Origin of the sequence: Streptomyces sp. HUAS 15-9 (assembly GCF_025642155.1) — a bacterium.
In the GTDB taxonomy this organism is placed as follows: domain Bacteria; phylum Actinomycetota; class Actinomycetes; order Streptomycetales; family Streptomycetaceae; genus Streptomyces.
Genome location: NZ_CP106798.1, coordinates 271,164 through 290,984, shown reverse-complemented (window position 1 = coordinate 290,984; position 19,821 = coordinate 271,164). Strand labels below are relative to the sequence as shown.

The 19,821-nt window shown below is 70.7% G+C and carries 21 protein-coding genes; 9 read left to right on the top strand and 12 right to left on the bottom strand.

The features are described 5' to 3' along the window. Positions 1-8 precede the first annotated feature (8 nt). Positions 9-341 (top strand): cupin domain-containing protein, encoded by a 333-nt coding sequence (locus N8I87_RS01160; protein WP_263204803.1) that lies wholly within the window; start codon positions 9-11, stop codon positions 339-341. An 89-nt stretch (positions 342-430) separates the two neighbouring features. Next, positions 431-1,348 (top strand): GNAT family N-acetyltransferase, encoded by a 918-nt coding sequence (locus tag N8I87_RS01155; RefSeq protein ID WP_263204802.1) that lies wholly within the window; start codon positions 431-433, stop codon positions 1,346-1,348. Here the strand turns inward: N8I87_RS01155 and N8I87_RS01150 are convergent. Continuing rightward, positions 1,341-2,054 carry a cupredoxin domain-containing protein gene (locus tag N8I87_RS01150; protein ID WP_263204801.1) on the bottom strand — a complete coding sequence of 238 codons (714 nt, stop codon included), beginning with the start codon at positions 2,052-2,054 and terminating at the stop codon, positions 1,341-1,343. The two genes, N8I87_RS01155 and N8I87_RS01150, sit on opposite strands and share 8 nt — an antisense overlap. 51 nt (positions 2,055-2,105) lie before the next feature. Then, complete coding sequence (efeU, locus tag N8I87_RS01145; RefSeq protein WP_263204800.1) at positions 2,106-2,942, bottom strand: iron uptake transporter permease EfeU; 837 nt, start codon at positions 2,940-2,942, stop codon at positions 2,106-2,108. Between the two features lie 194 nt (positions 2,943-3,136). Here efeU and N8I87_RS01140 point away from each other — a divergent pair, with 194 nt between their 5' ends. Then, positions 3,137-3,310, top strand: coding sequence for a hypothetical protein (locus tag N8I87_RS01140; RefSeq protein WP_263204799.1), 174 nt, complete (start codon positions 3,137-3,139; stop codon positions 3,308-3,310). A gap of 5 nt (positions 3,311-3,315) precedes the next feature. Continuing rightward, positions 3,316-3,705: a hypothetical protein gene (locus N8I87_RS01135; protein ID WP_263204798.1), complete on the top strand. Its 390-nt coding sequence runs from the start codon at positions 3,316-3,318 to the stop codon at positions 3,703-3,705. A gap of 87 nt (positions 3,706-3,792) precedes the next feature. Here N8I87_RS01135 and N8I87_RS01130 read toward each other — a convergent pair whose 3' ends face one another. The 3 genes from N8I87_RS01130 to N8I87_RS01120 all read right to left on the bottom strand — a co-directional run bounded on the left by N8I87_RS01130 (position 3,793) and on the right by N8I87_RS01120 (position 9,141). Further along, positions 3,793-5,364 (bottom strand): multicopper oxidase family protein, encoded by a 1,572-nt coding sequence (locus tag N8I87_RS01130; RefSeq protein WP_263204797.1) that lies wholly within the window; start codon positions 5,362-5,364, stop codon positions 3,793-3,795. Positions 5,365-6,013: 649 nt separating this feature from the next. After that, complete coding sequence (locus N8I87_RS01125) at positions 6,014-6,337, bottom strand: metal-sensitive transcriptional regulator (protein WP_263204796.1); 324 nt, start codon at positions 6,335-6,337, stop codon at positions 6,014-6,016. Further along, entirely contained in the window at positions 6,334-9,141 is a 2,808-nt protein-coding gene (locus N8I87_RS01120) for a heavy metal translocating P-type ATPase (RefSeq protein WP_263204795.1), read from the bottom strand. Before N8I87_RS01120 ends, N8I87_RS01125 begins: the two co-directional genes overlap by 4 nt. Before the next feature lie 202 nt (positions 9,142-9,343). Between N8I87_RS01120 and N8I87_RS01115 the strand changes: the two genes are divergently transcribed. Together N8I87_RS01115 and N8I87_RS01110 are read left to right on the top strand one after the other, a co-directional pair. Beyond that, entirely contained in the window at positions 9,344-9,607 is a 264-nt protein-coding gene (locus N8I87_RS01115; RefSeq protein WP_263204793.1) for an SHOCT domain-containing protein, read from the top strand. Between the two features lie 54 nt (positions 9,608-9,661). Beyond that, entirely contained in the window at positions 9,662-9,910 is a 249-nt protein-coding gene (locus N8I87_RS01110) for a DUF2933 domain-containing protein (RefSeq protein ID WP_263204792.1), read from the top strand. Positions 9,911-10,008: 98 nt separating this feature from the next. Here the strand turns inward: N8I87_RS01110 and N8I87_RS01105 are convergent, their stop codons facing one another. The 7 genes from N8I87_RS01105 to N8I87_RS01075 form a co-directional block, all read right to left on the bottom strand. Next, positions 10,009-11,148, bottom strand: coding sequence for a YVTN family beta-propeller repeat protein (locus tag N8I87_RS01105; RefSeq protein WP_263204791.1), 1,140 nt, complete (start codon positions 11,146-11,148; stop codon positions 10,009-10,011). Between the two features lie 140 nt (positions 11,149-11,288). Then, positions 11,289-12,425: a sensor histidine kinase gene (locus tag N8I87_RS01100; RefSeq protein ID WP_263204790.1), complete on the bottom strand. Its 1,137-nt coding sequence runs from the start codon at positions 12,423-12,425 to the stop codon at positions 11,289-11,291. Then, complete coding sequence (locus N8I87_RS01095) at positions 12,425-13,141, bottom strand: response regulator (protein ID WP_263204789.1); 717 nt, start codon at positions 13,139-13,141, stop codon at positions 12,425-12,427. Before N8I87_RS01095 ends, N8I87_RS01100 begins: the two co-directional genes overlap by 1 nt. 113 nt (positions 13,142-13,254) lie before the next feature. Further along, entirely contained in the window at positions 13,255-14,736 is a 1,482-nt protein-coding gene (locus N8I87_RS01090; RefSeq protein ID WP_263204788.1) for a hypothetical protein, read from the bottom strand. Further along, a complete protein-coding gene (locus N8I87_RS01085; protein WP_263204787.1) occupies positions 14,733-15,569 on the bottom strand; it encodes an undecaprenyl-diphosphate phosphatase in 837 nt (278 codons plus the stop codon). Before N8I87_RS01085 ends, N8I87_RS01090 begins: the two co-directional genes overlap by 4 nt. 88 nt (positions 15,570-15,657) lie before the next feature. After that, on the bottom strand, positions 15,658-16,875 hold the full coding sequence (locus N8I87_RS01080) for a glycosyltransferase family 4 protein (protein WP_263204786.1): 1,218 nt from the start codon (positions 16,873-16,875) through the stop codon (positions 15,658-15,660). Beyond that, entirely contained in the window at positions 16,872-17,528 is a 657-nt protein-coding gene (locus N8I87_RS01075) for a DedA family protein (protein ID WP_263204785.1), read from the bottom strand. Before N8I87_RS01075 ends, N8I87_RS01080 begins: the two co-directional genes overlap by 4 nt. A 129-nt stretch (positions 17,529-17,657) precedes the next feature. On the opposite strand from N8I87_RS01075, the gene N8I87_RS01070 reads away from it, so the two are divergent. The 3 genes from N8I87_RS01070 (at position 17,658) to N8I87_RS01060 (ending at position 19,810) form a co-directional block, all read left to right on the top strand. Then, positions 17,658-18,047 (top strand): BlaI/MecI/CopY family transcriptional regulator, encoded by a 390-nt coding sequence (locus N8I87_RS01070; RefSeq protein ID WP_263204783.1) that lies wholly within the window; start codon positions 17,658-17,660, stop codon positions 18,045-18,047. Between the two features lie 21 nt (positions 18,048-18,068). After that, a complete protein-coding gene (locus N8I87_RS01065; RefSeq protein ID WP_263204782.1) occupies positions 18,069-19,013 on the top strand; it encodes a M56 family metallopeptidase in 945 nt (314 codons plus the stop codon). 185 nt (positions 19,014-19,198) lie between these two features. Beyond that, positions 19,199-19,810 (top strand): MarR family winged helix-turn-helix transcriptional regulator, encoded by a 612-nt coding sequence (locus N8I87_RS01060; protein WP_317633434.1) that lies wholly within the window; start codon positions 19,199-19,201, stop codon positions 19,808-19,810. Positions 19,811-19,821: the final 11 nt, after the last annotated feature.

The following is a 19,821-nucleotide window of genomic DNA, read 5'->3' as shown; positions in this document are numbered from 1 at the left end:
TCGTTCCCATGCAGAAACTCTCCCTCGACGCCCGCGCCCGCGAACACCTGGAACGGGCCACCGCATCCCCCACCGGCCGCAGTGCCGAGACCCTCCACGGCGGCCACGAACACGTCCTGCGCCAGACCCTCATCGCCCTGCGTGCCGGCACCACCCTGGCCGAACACGAGAACCCCGGCGAGGCCACCGTCCTCGTACTGCGCGGGCGCGTACGGCTGCACAGCGGCGGCCAGGCATGGGAGGGCATGGCCGGAGACCTGCTCCTCGTACCACCCGCCCGCCACAGCCTCGAAGCCATCGAAGACGCCGCAGCACTGCTGACCGTCGCCAAGGCCCCCTGACCCCGTCCCGGATGACGGTGAGGAAGTCCTGCGGCCTCGCCCTGGCGGAAAACGACGGGGCATACCGGCAGCACGGGGAATCATGAAGCATGCGACCGGACGACTGGCACCTCACCGACGACGTCGACGACTTCCTCGCCCGAGCCGGAGACTTCCTGCGCTCGCGGTCCGGCTCGCACGTCATGCAGCTGACGTGGGCCGAGAGAGTGCGAGCGCGCGGGGCGGAGGCGTTCGGCACCGAAGCCCCCGTCTTCGGCGTGCTGGAGCGAGCGGGCGAGGCCCGCGCCACCTTCTACCGCCTCCCGCCCCGTGGCTTCGGCCTCTCGCCGCTCACGCCTGAGCAGGCCGACTCCCTCGCCGCCCGGCTGGCCGCCCTCGGGCACTCCCTTCCCTGCGTCAGCGCGGACCACAGCACGGCCACCGCCTTCGCCGATGCCTGGCAGCGGCGCACCGGTGCGACGCCGAGACTCCGCGACACACGGCTCCGTCTGTACGGCCTCGGCACGCTCACCCCACCGGAGCCGCTGCCGGCGGGCCGGGCGCGTGTACTGGGCGAGCAGGACCTTGAGCAAGTCAGGTTCTGGTGCGGCGAGTTCGCCAAGGCCGTCGGGGAAGAGGTCTCCACGGACGCCGCCTCGTGGGCCGACACGCGCTTCGCCGACAAGCGCTATACGCTCTGGGAGACTCCGGACGGCACTGCCGTATCCATCGCGGGCATGAACCCGGTGATCGGCGGCCAGATCCAGGTGGACATCGTCTACACCCCGGCTCACCTGCGTGGGCGCGGCTACGCAGGCGCCGTGACGGCGGAGGTGAGCCGGGCCGCGCTGGCCGCGGGCGCGAGGGACGTCGTGCTGTTCGCAGACCTGTCCAACCCCACCAGTAACGCCCTCTACCAGCGCCTCGGCTATCGCACACTCACCGACTGGGCGGTGTACGACTTCACACGCACTGCCGCCGTAAGTCCGTTGAGAACCAACGGACTTACGGCGCAGGACGTCAACTGACGGTGAAGCTGCCCTTCATGCCGCTGTCCGCATGGTCGCCGATGCCGCACTTGTAGGTGTACGTGCCGGGCTCGGTCAGGGTGATGACGGCCTCGCCGGTGGCGCCGGGCTCGACCGGGCTGACCTCGCCGACCTCCTTGCCGTCGGGGCCGAAGATCTTCAGCTCGTGCTCCATCGCGCCCCGGTTCTCCAGCTTGAACTCGATCTTCTCGCCGGCCTTGGCGGTGAACTTGTCGAGTCCTTCGAACCGGTGCTCCTTGGCCTCGGCCTCGACCTCGCGGTCGTACGCCTCCTCTTCGGCCTCTGCGTTCGACTTGGCGCCCACGACGGTGATCTTCTGGTGGATGCCGTCGCCGCTCTGGCCGGGCTTGCAGGCGATCTCGTACGTGCCGCCGCCCAGTTCGACCTTCATGTCGCGGGAGGTGCCGGGACCGATGTTCTCCACCTCGCTGACGACGCGGTCGTAGGCGCCCTCGTGTTCGCCGTAGACGTAGACCTCGGTCGCCTTGTCGCCCTTGTTGGCGACGGCGAAGGCGATCTTGCCGGCCTTCAGCTCGGTCTTGGCGACCTTGCAGGTGGTGTCCGTGGCGGTGATGGCCACCTTGTCTCCCGCGGAGCCACTGGAGTCGTTGCCGCCGCAGGCGGCCAGCAGGGGAAGGGCGACGACGGCGGTGACCAGAACCGGGAGCGTGCGGGATGTGCGCATGGGTGATCCTCTGGAGAGCAGTGGTGCGGGGAAGGGTGTTGCGTGGGGGAGTCAGCGGTGGGCCGGAACACCGGCAGGGGCGGGGGTGTTGCTCCGGCCGGGGAGGAAGAAGACGGTCATGACCGGGAGGATGTAGGCGAGCCAGGCGGCGACCTCGTACCAGGTGGAGACCGGGCTGAAGTTGACCGTGCCCTTGAGGAGAGTGCCGTACCAGCTGTCGGGAGGTACGGCGTTCGAGACGTCGAAGGCGATGTCGTTCAGGCCCGGCAGGACGCCCGCCTCCTGGAGGTCGTGGACACCGTAGGAGAAGACCCCGGCAGCGACGACGACCAGGGCGGCACCGGTCCAGGTGAAGAATTTGGCGAGGTTGATCTTCACGGCGCCGCGGTAGAAGAGGTAGCCGAGGACGATGGCGCTGACCAGGCCGAGACCGGCACCGAGGAGCGGGGCGGTGCTCTGGCCGGTGGCCTGCACGGCGGTCCAGATGAACAGGGCGGTCTCGAGCCCCTCGCGGCCGACCGCGATGAACGACGTGAGGACCAGGGCCAGGGTGCCCATCGCGAGGGCGGCGTCGAGCCTGCCCTGGAGCTCGGCCTTCAGGTGCCGGGCAGTGCGGCGCATCCAGAAGACCATCCAGGTGACAAAGCCGACCGCGACGATCGACAGGCTGCCGCCGAAAGCCTCCTGGGCCTCGAAGGACATCTGGGAGGAGGAGAAGGTGAGCACGGCACCGAAGGCGAGACTGAGAGTCACGGCGGCCAGCACGCCGGCCCACAGGGGAACGAGCCGGTCACGGTGGCCGCTCTTGACCAGGTAGGCGACCAGGATGCCCACGACGAGGGACGCTTCGAGTCCCTCACGCAGACCGATGAGGTAGTTGGCGAACACAGCGCGGACAGTAAATGAGGTAAGCCTTACCTATCAAGTTTCTGTGCGTCAGATCTCGGTGGCATCACGACGCGGTCACTTGTGGACCGTGTGTGGCTCGTAGGCCTGGCTGAATCTCGATGGCGGGTCTACTGTTTAGGGAAGGCTTGCCTAAGTAGAGGTCGGGTGCCCGGCACGGACGAGAAGTCTCCCCCATGACCGGCACACCGTCCGAATCCACCCCGAGCGCAGGACCCGACCGCGCAACGCCCCCCGCTGCCCCGCGCTGGGTGAAGGTGTCCGGCGCCGTGGCACTGGCCGCGGTCGTGGTGTTCCTCGTCCTGCACCTGAGCGGCGTCATGGGGTCCGGCATGCACGGCGGTCACTGATGGTCATGCCACCTGCCCTCCGCAGACTCGCGCTCACCGCGCATGTCACGTCCTCGGTCGGCTGGCTCGGCTCGGTCGCCGCCTTTCTCGTCCTCGCCGTCGTCGGACTCACCGGCGAGGATGCCCAGCGGGTGCGGGGCGCGTATCTCGCCATGGAGGTCACCGGCTGGTACGTGATCGTCCCACTGGCCTTCGCCGCGCTGCTGACCGGTCTTGTCCAGTCCCTGGGCACCACATGGGGTCTGTTCCGCCACTACTGGGTGCTGGCAAAGCTCGCACTGACCGCCCTCGCCACACTCCTGCTCCTGCTGCACATGCGGGTGGCCGAACAGGTGGCACATACGGCCGCGCGGACGGCGGGTACAGCAGGAACAGCGAGACGGCCGCACCGGTGACCCGGATGTGGGCACGGCAGCCCCAGCCCAGGCGTGACCAGGGCTTGGCGTCCGTGCGACCCCATCCGGGCGCGCATCGCACATGGATCAGGACTGGTAGGCAATCAGAGCCATCATGCCCGCCTCGCCGTGGTAGGCGTTGTGGCAGTGCAGCATCCACTGCCCCGGGTTGTCGGCGTCGAAGAACACCGACACCGTCTTCCTCGGCAGCACGATCGTGGTGTCCTTGCGCGGTCCGCTGCCGCCGAGTTGGTAGGTGTGGCCGTGCAAGTGCATCGGGTGCCACATGGTGGTGGTGTTGACGAAGTCGAGCCGGACCCGCTGGCCCTGCTCCACGGTGATCGGATGTGCGGTCGGGTTGTTCATGTCGAAGCGTCGGCCGTTGATGGTCCAGTTGTAGGTCATCATGCCGCCGGTCAGCTCGATGCGGTGGACCCGATCGGCCTTCTTGGGCGCCAGCCCGACGTCGTCCGCCGCGCGCAGTTGCGCTGCGGCCAGGAGCATGCCGTCCAGTTCCGTGGGGCGGACGGTCGCCGGGGGAGTGCTGCCGGAGCCGGTACGGACGACGGCCATGCCGGTGGCGTTCTTGCCCTCGGCCAGCGCCACCAGGGGGAAGACACCGTCGTCCAGGGTGACGAGGACGTCGTAGCGTTCGCCCATGCCGATCAGCAGGGCGTCGACCTGCCGGTGTCGGACGGGGAAGCCGTCGGTGTGGGTGATGGCGAGCTTGTGGCCGCCCAGAGCGACGCGGTAGGCGGTGTCGCTGCCGGCGTTGATCAGACGGAGCCGGACACGCCTGCCGGGCTTGCTGCGGAAGACCGCCGGGTCGGCCGGAACGCGTCCGTCGACCAGGTGATACGGGTACTTCACGTCGCCGGCGTCGCCCCCGAGCAGTGGGCTCTGAGCACCCATCAACATGTACTTCATGCCCCTGCGTCCGCCGGAGGACGCGGCGGAGGGAGAGCTGGGCATACCGTCCATGCCACGGCTCATATCCATGCCATCGCCCATGTCCATGCCGCCCATGCCCTGGCGCAGCTCGGCGAAGACGTCGTCCGGGGTGCCGGTGACGCCGTCGAGCCAGTCGTCGAGGACGATCACCCACTCCTCGTCGTACGACAGCGGTTCCCTCGGGTCCTCCACGATCAACGGCGCGTACAGGCCCCGGTCGAGCTGGACGCCGACGTGCGGGTGGAAGAAGTAGGTACCGGCGGTGTCCGCGGTGAACCGGTAGGTGAAGTTGTGTCCCGCCCGGACGGCACTCTGGGTGGCCGGCGGTGCGCCGTCCATGTCGTTGCGCAGGGCGATGCCGTGCCAGTGGACGGAGGTCGCGGTCCGATTCGGCAACTGGTTGGAGAGCGTGGCGGCCAGCGTGTCACCGGCCTGGACACGCAGCTCCTTGCCCGGAATCCGGCCGTCGAAGGCCCAGGTCCTGGCCGTGATCCCGGCGCCCAGGTCGACCATGGCCTGTGCTGCGGTCAGGGTCGGTTCGTGTGTCCTGCCGCTCCTGGTGCGCTTCTTGTCGACGGCGGCGACGTCCGCACCGGAGGGACTGACGAGGGCAGGCGTGCTACTGGAGGCGCTGCAGGCGGCGAGCGCGCCCGCGCCCGCGACGCCGAGTCCGGCGAGCAGGACGGAGCGGCGGTTCATGCTGTTCACAGAGGTGTCCCTTGTTCTCGATATCGCTTCTGTCGGACGCGCGTGCGGGCGGCTGAGCGCACGGTCGAGTGCGCGCAGTCGCGGGCGCGGCCTAAAACAGGAATCGAGACAGGACGGAGAGATCGGGTGGTGCCCGGCCTGTCGTTCCCGGGATGTCCCGGCCGACGCTTGCACTGGCACACGGTGCCGGGGCACAGCCGACGGAAGGCTGGTGAGGCGGGACGAGCTTCATGCTGTCGACCCCGGCGGCGGAGCAATGCTGCATCGTCGTGCCGGAGCATCCCCCGCCATCGCCGTGGCTCTCGGTCGGCACGGTGACACCGGATCGACCGGCATGCCCATGGGTGTGGACGGACATCGCCGGCGTGGCCGTATGGTGCATGCCCGCCATGGCCCCGGCGGGCGGCGTGTGGGTGAGGGCGGCGGCCGTTTCGTGGTGGACGAGAACCGCGAGTGCCGCCAGCAGGGCGATGACGGCAGCGCGTGTCCACCGGAGCGCGGCGCTGCGAGCGCCGTCTGGCCGGTGGCCGGCTGTCGTCATGGCTTCCATCCAGGCTCGGAGTAGGAACGGCTGATCGCTGCCAATATACCCCGGAGGGGTACAGGGTCAACCGGGGGTGACAGGAGTGGGGGCCCGCCGCGGCGGTGGCTACAGACGTAGTGCGCGTCGCAGGGCGTCGTTGAGTTCGGTGAATTTCTGCTCGGCCTGGTCGGGGTCGGTGCGGACGGCGTTGTCGACGCAGCCGCGTACGTGGTCGTCGAGGAGGCCGAGGGCGACTTCCTGCAGTGCGCGGCTGGCGGCCGTGATCTGGGTGAGGACGTCGATGCAGTAGCGGTCGTCGGTGACCATGCGGGAGATGCCGCGTATCTGGCCTTCGATCTTGTTCAGGCGGGCCAGGTGGTCGGCCTTGTGGCCGGCGTATCCGGGTGCCTGATGCTGGTGGTCGCGTGCGGTTGCGGGCGAGGTTGTCATCGTTGTTCGCCTCCCTCGTGCGTGTCGCCGCTCGTGGGGGCGGAGTAGCGGTCGGGGGCGGCGTCGAAGGTGGCGGCGCAGTGGGCGGAGCAGAAGTAGTAGGTGGCGTGCTCGGTTCGCCGGCGCTCGGGGGCGGTCGCCTTGTCCACCCGCATGCCGCACACAGGGTCCGCCACCACGCTGTCCGTGCCGCCTCGAGACGCGGGGTGGTGCCCGTTGCCTGCCGTGGTGGCCGTGCTGCTGGTCGGTGCTCGGTCGGCAGCGGACTCGACACGGGGCTGGACGCGGGTGGGCCGGGCGTCGGACAGCGGTTGGGCGTGCCAGCGGCGCAGTCGGGAGGCGTTGGTGACGACCGACAGCGAGCTGAGTGCCATGGCCGCGGCGGCGATGATCGGGCTGAGCCGGATGCCCCACAGCGGATACAGGGCACCGGCGGCGAGGGGGACGCCGACGGCGTTGTAGACCAGGGCGAAGAACAGGTTCTGCCGGATGTTGCGCATCGTGGCCCGCGACAGCCGGATCGCCGTGACAACGCCGCCGAGCGAGCCCGAGATCAGGGTGATGTCGGCGGCCTCGATGGCCACGTCGGTGCCGGTGCCGATGGCCAGACCGACGTCGGCGGCGGCCAGGGCGGGGGCGTCGTTGATGCCGTCGCCGACCATGCCGACGGTGCGGCCTTCGCCCTGCAGACGGCGGATCTCGTCGGCCTTGTGCTCGGGCAGCACTTCGGCGAGCACCCGGGTGACGCCGACCTGCGCGGCGATCGCGGCGGCGGTGCGGGCGTTGTCGCCGGTGAGCATGACGACGTCGATGCCGAGACGTTGCAGGGCGGCGATGGCGGCGGCGGAGTCGTCCTTGACGGTGTCGGCGACGGCGAGCACACCGGCAGGCCGTCCGTCCACCGCGGCGAGGACAGGGGTCTTGCCCTCGGCGGAGAGGGCGGCCGCCACGGGGGCCAGCGCGGTGGTGTCGATGCCGACGTCGCCCAGCAGCCGGGCGGTGCCGACCAGGACGGCGTGTCCGTCGACGGTGGCCTGGACGCCCTTGCCGGTGACCGAGTCGAAGCCCGTCGCCGCGGGCGGTCGAATACCCCGGTCGCGGACGCCGGTGACGATGGCCTGTGCGAGCGGGTGCTCGCTGTCGGCCTCGGCCGCCGCGACCAGCCGCAGGAGCTGTGTCTCGTCGAATCCGTCGCTGGGGCGGACGTCGGCCAGTACGGGCTTGCCCGCGGTGACGGTGCCGGTCTTGTCCAGCACGACGGTGGCCAGTTTGTGCGCGGTCTCCAGGGCTTCGGCGGAGCGGATCAGGATGCCGGCCTGGGCTCCTTTGCCGGTGCCGACCATCACCGACAGCGGCGTGGCCAGGCCCAGCGCGCACGGGCAGGCGATGATCAGCACGGCGACCGCGGAGACCAGGGCCAGGGTCAGCGTGGGAGAAGGGCCCAGGGCGAACCAGATGGCGAAGGTGCCGATCGCGATGGCGATGACCGCGGGCACGAAGTACGCCGACACCGCGTCCGCGAGCCGCTGGATGGGGGCCTTGGACGCCTGGGCCTGCTGCACCAGGCGGATGATCTGGGCGAGCATCGTGTCCGCGCCGACCTTGGACGCCCGCACCCGCAGGGATCCCGTGCCGTTGACGGTGGCGCCGATGACCGTGTCCCCGGCGCGCTTCGTGACGGGCATGGGCTCGCCGGTGACCATCGACTCGTCCAGCGCCGAGGAGCCGGAGAGGACCTCGGCGTCGACGGGGATCTTCTCGCCGGGCCGGATGACGAGCACGTCTCCGACCCCCACGTCCTCGACGGGGATCTCACTCTCGGTTCCGTCCCGCAGGACGCGAGCGGTGCGGGCCTGCAGGCCCAGGAGGGCACGGATGGCCTCGCCGGTGCCGGCCTTCGCCCGGGCCTCCAGCAGCCGCCCGAGCAGGATGAGGGTCAGGATCACGCCGACGGCCTCGAAGTAGACCTCCCGCACCTCCTCGGGCAGCAGACCGGGGGCAAGGGTTACCAGCAGGCTGTAGCCATAGGCGGCACTCGTACCCAGGGTGATCAGCGAGTTCATGTCTGCGGCGCGGTGGCGCAGGGTCAGCCAGCCCGTCACATGGATCGGCCGGCCGGTGTAGAACATCACGGGCGTGATCAGCGCCAGCTGCAGCCAGTGGTTCAGCATCCAGGCCGGCACCCAGTCGGCGCCGAACAGTTCGTGCGCCATCACCGCGAACAGCACCGGAGCGGTGAGCACCGCGCCCACCAGCACGCGACGGGTCAGGTCCTTGATCTCCGCCTGTCGCTCGGCGGCGTCCGCGGCCTCCGCCTCCGTCGCCGTCCGCTCCTCACCCGCCGGCGGCCCGCCTCCCGCAAGCGGCGCGGGAGGAGGTGTGGCCGTGGCGCCATGGCCGTCCGGCTCGGGCGGCGCGGAGCCGGCTTCCGAGGGTTCGACCAGCAGGGTGCCGTGGATCATGTTCATGCCGCAGGCGAAGCCGAAGGAACCTGGACGGTCGGGGTTCAGCCGAACTGTGGTGCGGGTGTGGGCGGGCAGGCCCGCGCCGATCTTCAAGTCGGGGAAGACCACACGGGAGGTGCACTCGCCGGCCTCCTGCCGGTTGAAGACCAGCTCGACCGGCGTGCCTTGGCGGACCTTGATCAGGTCGGGGCTGTAGCCGCCCCGTACCGTCACTTCCACCCGCTGCACCCCGCCTTCCAGCCGGGCGGCACCGGCCCGGCGCGGGCCGAAGAAGTACCAGCCCAGCGCGGCGATCAGTACGGCCGAGGCCAGGACGACGACGATTTCGAGGGCACCCATGGACAGCTCGCCTCCCTCTTGGTTCCTACTCCAGCCTGCGCCCGGCTACCCCTACCTGGTAGGGGCGCAATGGCCCGTGCTTCCTGGACCATCCGGCTCCAGACCGCCATCCCCGGCAGCGGGACGATGCAGGAGAAGGCAAAGGCCGCTGGATGCCCCTCCGCATCCGGCCACGGAACAAAGCCGAAGCAGGTGAACAGCGATGATGTTCTGGTACGACCACAATGTCAGCGGCTGGGGCTGGTTCGCGATGTCGATCGGCATGGTCCTGTTCTGGGCGCTGATCATCACCATCGCCGTGCTGCTCTTCCGCGCCCTCACCCGGCCCCAGGAGCACACGCACATCACGGCCACGCCCTCGCCGGAGGACATCCTCCGTGAGCGGCTGGCCCGCGGGGAGATCGACGAGGACGACTACCGGCGTCGCCTGAACGCACTGCACGCCGGGCCCCTCACCAAACCCTGAAACTCCCTGGCCGCACCCGTCGCGGCCCGCGTTCTCCGGTGAAGGAGGCAGGTCATGAACAAGCGCAACTACGGCATGTACGCGCTCGCCGCCGCGATCGTCGTCGGAGCCCTGATCCTCGGCGCCTCGCTGGAATCCCTGGTCTGGCTCGCCCTCGTCGCTGCCTGCCCGCTGATGATGTTCTTCATGATGCGCGGCATGCACGGCCAGGACACGCACGCCAGCCACGATCAGCACCGCGCCGACCGCGGCGAGGACCCGCTGCACAAGCACGACCACCCCACCGGCCCGAGCCGGCCCTGACTGCCCGCGACTTGATGGGGCGCGACGCGGAGTTCGCGGGGCGCCCCCCGGCTTCCTGAGCCGAGATCAGGAAGGGCCCACTCACCGGCCGGGTGGCCTCAGTGGTTGTGGTCCATGCCCTCGTGGGACGACTCACCCTCCGACATGGCTGTCCGAGGCAGGGACACCGTGGTCTCCGGGTTTTCGGGTACGACCGGGGCCTGCGAGGTGAAGGAGATGCCGTTGGGGGCGTCACCGACCGGAACGCGGGCGACCACCTTGCGCTCGGCGAGGTCCAGCACGGCTACGTCGTCTTCGTAGACGTTGGTGATGAAGGCGTGCCTGCTTGTCGCGTCGACGGTGATGCCGTGCGGGCCCTTGCCCACGGTCGGCCTGGCCACCACGGTGAACGTCGCCGTGTCGATGATCGAGACCGTCTTGCCCGGTTGCGCCTCGGTACCCTGATTGGCCACCAGGAGATGGCGGCCGTCAGGGCTCGCGTAGATCTGGGCCGGGTGCGGGCCGGAGGGAATCTTCGCCACGACCGTGCGCTTGGCGACATCGATCTTCGCGACCGCATTCTCGCCTCCGAGGGTGACGTAGGCGTACCGGCCGTCCGGTTGGAAGGCAACCTGTACCGGGGCGGCTCCCACCGGGATGCTCGCCACCTGGCGGTCCTTGGCGGTGTCGAGCACGCTGACGGTGCCGGCGCCCATGTTCGCGGTGTACACCCACCGCCCGTCGGGACTGGGCCGCATCCCGTGCGGGCCCTTGTCCACGGTGATCCCTCCCGCGCGGGACAGCGACGTGGCGTCGAAGACGGAGACCGAGCCGTCTCCGGCGTTGGTCACATAGGCGTTTTTGCCGTTCGTGCCGAGGACGACGTGGGCGGGCATGTCGCCGGTCGTGGCCGTCCCGAGGAGCGAGTAGCGGGAGCCGTCCAGCTTCACCACCAGGTTCGCCGGTTCGCTGACCGCCCATACAGTGCGACCGTCCGCTGCGGCCTGCACGTTGTGGGGACCGGCGATTCCCTTCACCGTGGCGGTCACCCGGTTCGTCGAGGCATCGATCGCGGTCAGACTGGCCCCCTTCTCGTTGGCCACCCAAACGGTTCCGGTCACCATGCCCCGGTGCGCGGCAGCCAGTTCGGCCGATGGTGACCGGCCGGGCTTCTGCGACTGCTCCGGGAGTACCAGGAGCACGGTGGTGGCGGACAGGCCGACGGCTGCCGCAGTCAGAAGGACACGTGATTTCCTCACGGGCTGACCTCTCATGGGTGTGTTCATCGATCCCGGCCAGGGACGGACAACTGCTGGGAGGGGCCCGAGGCGACCATCGTTCGCTCGTCGCGTGTTCCTCCCATGAGCTCCGATGGTTCCGGCGGATCATGACGATTCCGTCAAGCTTCGACGTTGCTTCCCTGAAGGTCCGGGCGATCGCTCGCTGCTGGAAGGCCGATACGGAACACGGCACCCCTGCCCGGTCCGTCGCTGCTCGCGGTGATGGTGCCGCCGTGTGCGTGGACGAGGGCACGGGCGATGGCCAGTCCGATGCCCGAGCCGCCGTGCTCCCGGTCGCGGGCCGTGTCGGCCCGGTAGAAGCGTTCAAAGACGTGTGGCAGGTGTTCCGGAGCGATGCCTTCACCGGTGTCGGCGACGCTGATCACGACGCCTCGGTCGGAGGGCTCGGCTGCGAGGGTGACTTTCCCGCCCGCCGGGGTGTGGCGCAGGGCGTTGGTCAGCACGTTCACCAGCACCTGGACCAGCCGGTCCCGGTCCGCGTCGACCGGCGGTGTGCCGGGGGCGACCGTGACGCGCAGGTCCACGCCCTTGGCCTGGAAGCCGGGGCCGACCGCGGCCGCGGCCGCGTTGGCCGGCCGGGCCACCGGGAGGGTGTCCCGCATCAGGCCGAGTCGGTGTTCCTCGGCACGGGAGACCAGCGAGATGTCCTCGACCAGCCGGTGCAGCCTGGTGGTCTGCGCGCCGAGAACATCCAGGGTGTGTGCGTCGAGGATGCGTACCCCGTCGGCGAGGCCCTCCACGTACGCCTCGATGGTCGCGAGTGGGGTGCGTAGTTCGTGGGCGACATCGCCGAGCAGTCGCCGCCGGGTGCGTTCGGTGTTCTCCAGGGCGTCGGCCATGGTGTTGAAGGCGCTGGTGAGAGTCTCGTACTCCGGGCCGAGGAGCGTCGGTCCAAGGCGCGCGGTGTAGTCGCCGGCCGTGACGCGGTCAGCCGCGTCGGCCAGATCATGGAGGGGACGGGACAGCCGTCGTGTGATGAGTACGGCAGCGGCGACGGCAGCGGCCAGGAACGCCGCGATGGCGATGCCGAGAGCGATACTGCCCGCGGCCAGGAACGCATCCTCCAGATGCCGGGACACGTGGGGAGACACCGCCCCCATCGCGCTGCGCAGGTGGCGCCTGAGCAATGGTGGGCCGACGACGAAGGCCACGGCGGAAAGAGTGGCCAGGCCGACAAGCACCACGAGCGACTGAGCCATCACCAGCCGCGCCATGAGGCCGGGGCGCCAGGTCATCAGCCCGTGCCCATCCGGTAGCCCACCCCGCGCACGGTGAGCACGAAGCGTGAGACGGCCGGGTCGTCTCCGAGCTTGCGCCGCAGTCGCGCGACGTGGACGTCCACGATGTGCTCGTCACCGCCCCACTCCGGTCCCCAGACCCGCTCGATCAGCTGCCGTCGGCCGAACGCCAGACGCGGGCGGGACGACAGTGCCTCCAGCAGGTCGAACTCCAGCCGGGTCAACTCCACCGGACGGCCGGCGAGGGTGACCTCCCGCGCGTCCGGATCGACGGTCAGGTCGCCGAAGCGGCGTACCGGCTCCTGCCCCGGCATCGGCTGCCCGCCCCGCGGCCGGCGCAGCATCGCCCTGACCCGGGCGACCAGTTCCCTGGGGCTGAAAGGCTTGGTCACGTAGTCGTCGGCGCCCACGGACAAGCCCACGAGCTTGTCGACCTCGTCCGCGCGGGCGGTCAGCATGATCACGTATGCGCCGGTGAAGGTGCGCAGTTGCCGGCACACCTCCACCCCGTCGATGCCCGGCATCATCAGGTCGAGCACCACGACGTCGGGTTCCGCGGACCGGGCCGACGCCAGGGCGTCCGCACCGGTGCGTACGACGTCCACGGCGAACCCCTCCCGGGACAGGTAGTCGCCGACCAGGCGGCCCAGCTCCACCTCGTCGTCGACCACCAGGGCCCGCCGGGTGCCTGCTGCCACAGGGCCGTCGGTCATCTGGGTCCTTTCTCCTCCGGAGACCTCCACGCTCCCTCGGGTGAGGGAAGTCGCGCATGGGCACCAAGGGTCTTGACCGTGGGCCGAACGGCCCTCTTGGAATGCGGCGGGCGTCACATCGGGCGTCGTAGGGGCGAGTGAACGTAGGCGGTGAGACCAGTTCCTGGCAGGGGCTGGGCCGTCCAGCCGCGGGCGTAGTGGGGTGGGCGGGATCCTCTTCTGACCAGGGCGGCGGTGGGTTCGTGCTCGGCGCGGTGCACGAGGGCAGGCACGGTGGTGTCGCGGTTGTTGCCGTGCACGTCGGCCGAGGCGCAGTCGGTGTAGTAGCCGATGGGCGGCGCGTGTTTGCCGCTGACCAGGCAGGGCGTGGTGAGGCCGAGTCGGCGCAGGTCGTGGGCGGCGGCACGGTATCGGTCGGAGAGGGCGCGGGCGTCGGCCGCCTGGTGGTGCAGGATCGCGAACTGGGTGGACAGGTGTACGGCGAGGAGCCCACCGAGCAGGCCGGTGGCGAGGGTACGGGTGCGGGGTCGGTGGAGGGCCTCCACGACGTGTGCGCCGAGCGTGGCGAGCGGGAGGGACAGCAGGGCGTACGCGGGCAGCAGGAAGCGTGGGGCGGAGTAGCCGATGAGCAGGAGATAGGGGACGCTCAGCGCGGCGGCGCAGGCGACGGGCAACAGGGTGACTGCCGCTCGGCCCGTACGCCAGGCAACGACGCAGGCGGTGACGGCGAGCACGGGCAGGGCGAGCCACCACAGGGTGAGTTCGGGCTGGGTCAGCGGGACGTGGCAGGGGCGGCACAGCAGGGGGCCGTTGAGGCTGCGCCAGGCCAGGCCGCCCGCCCACTGCGTCCGCATGCCGCCCTCCGTGCCACTGGCCGCGTGCAGCCGGGCGCCGACGCCGCCCCAGCGGACGTATGCCTCGGCGACCCATTCCGCCCCGCCCACGACGAGCCCGCCTACCACCGCGAGCGCGGGCGGCGGGCGCCGCCAGGCCGGGACGACCGCACACACGGCGAAAAGTGGCAGGGCGAGCCAGATGCCGTCGGAGAAGCGGAACAGGGTGGCGGCCGCGACCGTGGCGCCCAGGCCGGTCAACGCCCGCCGTCGCGCCCCGGCCCGTACGCCACGCAGGAACCAGCCGACCGCCGCCACCGCCGACAGGGCCACCCACAGATTCGGCATGGCCAGCGGCCCGTACAACGCGGTGGTCCACAGGCCGCCGAACAGCAGCGCCGCCACGGCGGTCCGGCCGGGGCCGAGCAGCGGACGCCAGGTGCGGTAGGCGGCGTGGAGGGCGGCGGCGGACAGCAGCGCCAGCACCATCCGGAGCGCGGTGGTGGATCCGGTGACGGCGAGCACGGGTGCGGTGAGGAAGCTGATGCCCCGCGAGCGAGGAGCGCTGAAGTACGCGGCCGGGTGGCGCGGGTCGACCTGTGAGACGTACACCGTCTCGTCCCAGCCGAGCCCGAGATGCGGGACGACGAACGCGAACTGCACCGCCGCATAGGCGAGCGCCACCAGCGCCAGCCACGGGACGCCGCCCGGCGACCGGAACCGGGCCGTCAGGGGCGGCGTGGCGGCGACCGACACGGTCATGCGCTCAGCGCACCGGTGGCCAGCAGGCCCAGCAGCGCCACCCCGACCACGATCCGGTAGACCACGAACGCGTTGAAGGAGTGCTTCGCCACGAACTTCAGCAACCAGGCGATCGAGCCGTACGCCACCACGAAGGACACGGCGGTGCCCACGGCCAGCGGCGCGACACCGACCCCCGCGCCCACGGCGTCCTTCAGCTCGTACAGGCCCGCGCCGGTCAGAGCCGGAATGCCGAGGAAGAACGACAGACGGGTGGCCGCCACGCGGTCCAGGTCCAGGATCAGGGCCGTGGACATGGTGGCGCCGGAGCGGGAGAAGCCGGGAAAGAGCAGTGCGAGGATCTGTGAACAGCCCACCAGCATCGCGTCCTTCAGCGTGGTGTCGTCCTCACCGCGCTTGTGCCGGCCCATCTGGTCGGCCGCCCACATCACACCCGACCCGACGAGCAACGAACCCGCGACCACCCACAGCGAGGCCAGCGGGCCCTCGATGAGAGGCTTGGCCGCCAGGCCGACGACCACGATCGGGATCGTGGCGTAGATGACCCACCAGGCGAACTTGTAGTCGTGGTGATGCCGCTCCTCGCGGTTGGTGATGCCGCGGCCCCAGGCGGAGACGATCCGCACGATGTCCTTGAAGAAGTAGAAGAGAACGGCGGCGATGGCGCCGACCTGGATGACGGCGGTGAAGCCGACCACGGAGGTGTCGTCGACCGGGATGCCCATCAGCCCCTCGGTGATCTTCAGATGGCCGGTGGAGGAGACGGGCAGGAACTCGGTCACCCCCTCGACTATGCCGAGGACGACGGCCTGACCGAGGCTGATGGCACTCATCGGGGTCCTTTTCTGTTTCTGTGGTGGGCGGGGCAGAGGTGTCGGTGATCGGCACAGCGGCGGAGCTGTGGCACGGGTGACTGCGGCGTCAGCGGCGCAGTCTGCGCAGGGCCCGGCCTGCCCGGCCACGCCATTTGGCCATGGCGCGTTGCCGGCCGCGGGAGGCGCGGGTGGCGGCGAGGTCGGCGAACAGGTCCTCGTAGAGCTGGGCGATCCGCGCGGGGTCGAAGCGGTGAGCGGCGCGCCGGGCGGCTCGGCCCATGCGGCGGCGGTCGGGTTCGTCGGCGATCAGGTCGAGCAGCGCGGTGGCCAGTGCCTGCCGGTCGCCCACGGGGACGAGGCGGCCGTCGACGCCGTCGTGGATGATCTCGGCGGGGCCCAGGGGGCAGTCGGCGGCGACGACCGGGACGCCGCACCGCATGGCCTCGACCAGGGTCATGCCGAAGGACTCGGCCTCGGAGGCGGAGGCGACGATGGACGCCTGGGCGAATTCGGCCTCGATGGGCGAGGCCACGCCCATCAGCACCGCCCGGCCGCCCAGCTCATGGTCGTCGATCAGTTGTCGCAGGCGGCTCTTGTCGGCTCCGGCGCCGTAGATGCGCAGGGTCCAGTCCGGGTGCTTGGCGGCGACCTCGGCGAACGCCTCGATGAGCAGGTCGAACCGCTTGCCGCGGGCCAGACGTCCGGCCGCGGCGATGACCTTGGCGCTGCTGTCCGCGGCCGGAAGGCCGAGGTCGGGCACACCGTTCGGGATCGCCAGGACCCTGACCCCCGGCAGGCGCATCTTCGCCCGGTAGACGGCGGCATCCGCCTCGGTCGTGGTGACCACGGCGTCCAGGCGCCGGTAGTGGCGGGCGAGTTGGGCGCGCAGCTTCGTGCTGTGGCTGTCGTGGGTGAGGTGTTCCTGGGCTATGCGCAGGGCTCGGGGCGGGGCGAACCGGGCCAGGTACACATTGACACCCGGCCGGGTACCGATGATCACGTCCGCGTCGCAGGCCCGCACATACTGCTCGGCCCGCCGGTCGGTCAGGCGGCTGTACTGCCCGTACCGCTTCTCGGCGGTGGGGAAGACCTCGGCCGGCCGGTGCAGCAGCGGGTCGGCCGTGTCGGCGCTGTCGTCGCGTATGTCGACCAAGGGGACCACCGTCACCCGCGGATCGATGGCGAACCGCGGACGGGCGCGGTGGCGCAGCATCGACACGATGGTCACCTCGTGCCGGTCGGCGAGCGCGGCGGCGAGATTGAGTGTGGTGCGGATGGTGCCGCCGATCCCGTACACGTTGTGGATCAGGAAGGTGATCTTCACTCGGAGTTCCCCGGGGCCGGCTCCACGACGGTGCGGGCGCGACGCCGGGACCTGAGGAATTCCAGGGCCAACGGCAGCAGAGAGACGCCGACGATCACCCCGACCAGGGGCAGCAGACAGCGGTCCACATTCGGGATGCTCGACCCGAGGGCGTATCCGCCCAGCACCAGCCCCACCGTCCACACCAGCCCGCCGGTGACCTGCCACAGCGCGAAGGTCCGGGTGGGCACGCCGACGATCCCGGCGAGCGGGTTGAGCACGGTGCGCACCACCGGGATGAACCGGGCCAGCACGATCGCCCTGCCGTGGCCGTAGCGGGACAACAGCTCCTCGGCTCGCGTCACGCCGTTCGCCAGGTGGCGGTTGCGGGTGCGGGCCACGAACGCCCGGCCGGCGCGGCGGCCGAGCAGGTGACCGACCTGGGCACCGAGCAGCGCCCCGGCCGCGGCGGCTGCCAGCACGGCGGGCAGCGAGAGATGCACACCGTTCCGCGTGGTCGCGCACAGCAGACCGGCCGTGAACAGAAGTGAGTCGCCGGGCAGGAAGAACCCGATCAGCAGCCCGGTCTCGGCGAACAGCACCAGGAAGACGCCCGCGGTACCCAGTGCCGTGAGCAGCGAGGTGGCATCCAGCGGATTGAGGGCTTGCGGCACCTGGGATCCTTTCCGGCCTGTGCTGTCCTCGGGCACGGACGCATGGCACACTCGGACCACGGCAGCATTTACACGGCCGTAGAAGTTCTACACGACTGTAGAAGAAGAAGCGGGAGAACGACAAACCCCATGGGAGCCGACACACACGGACGCGGCCCGAAACGGGCCAACGGCGCCCGCGAGGCGGAAATCCTCGACCTGCTCCAGCTCGCCGAGGCAGCGCTGACTCCCGGAGAGGTCGCCGAGCGACTCGGGGACGAGCTGACGTACAGCAGCGTCGTGACGATCCTGACCCGCATGCACACCAAGGGCCTGCTCACCCGCTCTGCGCGCGGCAGGGCGTACGCCTACGCCCCCGTCACCGACGACGCCGGTTTCGCCGCGCGCCGTATGCGCACCGTTCTGGAGGAGCGTCCCGACCGCGAGGCGGTCCTCGCCCGCTTCGCCGATGGGCTGTCCGACACGGACGCCGACCTGCTGCGCCAGCTGCTCGGCCCCGACGAGCACCCCGGACAATAGGAACAGGAAGGGGCCGCTCGGATGCACGTCGCCGTCTATCTGCCGCTGCTGCTCTCGCTCATCGCGCCGCTCGGCGCCCGCCCGCTGGCCGAACGCTGCGAGCCCCGCCTTGCCACCTGTCTGCTCACCACGTCGGCCCTGGTCCTGGGCGCGGCGACCACCATCTCCCTGGGCCTGCTCGCCGTGGCCGGCCTCGTCCGCATTCCGCAACTCGCGGCTCTGGGCCATTGGTCGGCACAGACGGCACGGCACGACGACCCCGCCGAACTGTCCGTTTCACTGATCGCCGGCCTGCTGCTCGGCGGCGCCGTGCTCATGGCCGCCCGGATGCTGTGGCGACGCGCCCGCTCACTGGCCACCGCCGCATGGGAGGCCGCCTGCATGCCCGCGCGCGACGGCCTGGTCGTCGTCGACGACGACACCCCCGACGCCTTCGCCCTCCCCGGACTGCCCGGCCGGGTCGTCGTGTCCACCGGCATGCTGCACACCCTGGACGAGTCCGAGCACGACGTCCTGCTCGCCCACGAACGCGCGCACCTCACCGCCCACCACTACGCCTTCGTCGCCCTCACACAACTCGGCGCCGCCGCCAACCCGCTGCTGCGCCCCTTCGCCACCGCCGCCACGTACACCATCGAGCGCTGGGCCGACGAGAACGCGGCCACCGCCACCGGCGACCGCACCCGCGTAGCCCGCACCGTCGGCAAGGCAGCCCTCGCCGCCCACCGCACCCCGGCCCCCGCCCGCACGACCGGTGCCGCCCTCGGCATCCTCGGCCGCCGCAGCCCCCTCGCCTCTGCCGGCCCCGTGCCCCGCCGCGTCGCCGCACTCCTCGCACCGCCGCTGGGACGTCATCCGGCCCTCACCGCGGCAACCGCGGCCGTCCTGACCGCCGCGACGCTCTCCACCGCCGAGGCCGCCCACGACTTCCATCTGCTGCTGCGGACCATCGGGGCCTGGTCGTAACGACCGCTGTACGCCACGAGGCGTCACCGGCAGCTGCCTGGCCTGCCTTCACGGCGCTGCCCCTTGCCGCGTCCCAACCGTCGCACCCGTACGGCTCAAGCCCTGCGGCACCGTAAAATTGCCTCCTACAATGATTGCAGGGGGCGAAGGCGCCGGGCCGGATCGCACGAGGTGGAGCGCATACGATGACGCGGCAGGACCCGCATCGGCTCACCGCGACCGATGAACCGCCCTCTCCCGCGGAACTCGACCGCGAGGCCGAGGAGGTCACCTTGGCCGTCATGGCCGCCTCCAGGCTGCTCGTCGCGATCTCCGCCCGCGCCCTCGCGTCCACCGACGACTCCTTGACCCTGCCTCAACTGCGCGCCCTGGTGGTGCTGGACACGTGCGGGCCCGTCAAGCTCGCCGCCATGGCGGCGACCCTGGGGGTCAACCCGTCGACGGCCTTGCGCATGGTCGAACGTCTGGAGTCCGTCGGTCTCATCGACCGCAGGACCAACCCCGAGAACCGGCGCGAGGTCATCCTGCGCCTCACCCCCATCGGGCGGGACCTGGTCGAGCGTGTCCTCGCGCACCGGCGCACCGAGATCCGCGCTCTCGTGCAGCAACTGCCCGCCCAGGCACGCGCCGCGCTCGTTCCCGCGCTGAAGGCGCTCACCGAGGCGGCCGGAGAAATGGCGGTGGACCCCTTCGACGAGGTTCGCCGCATCGGCGGCATCATCGACGACCCGCTCAATCCGGCTTCACCGGATGCCCCACAAGGCGGACGCCGCCAGACGAAGGGCAGAACCCCCTGACCTCCGCCGTC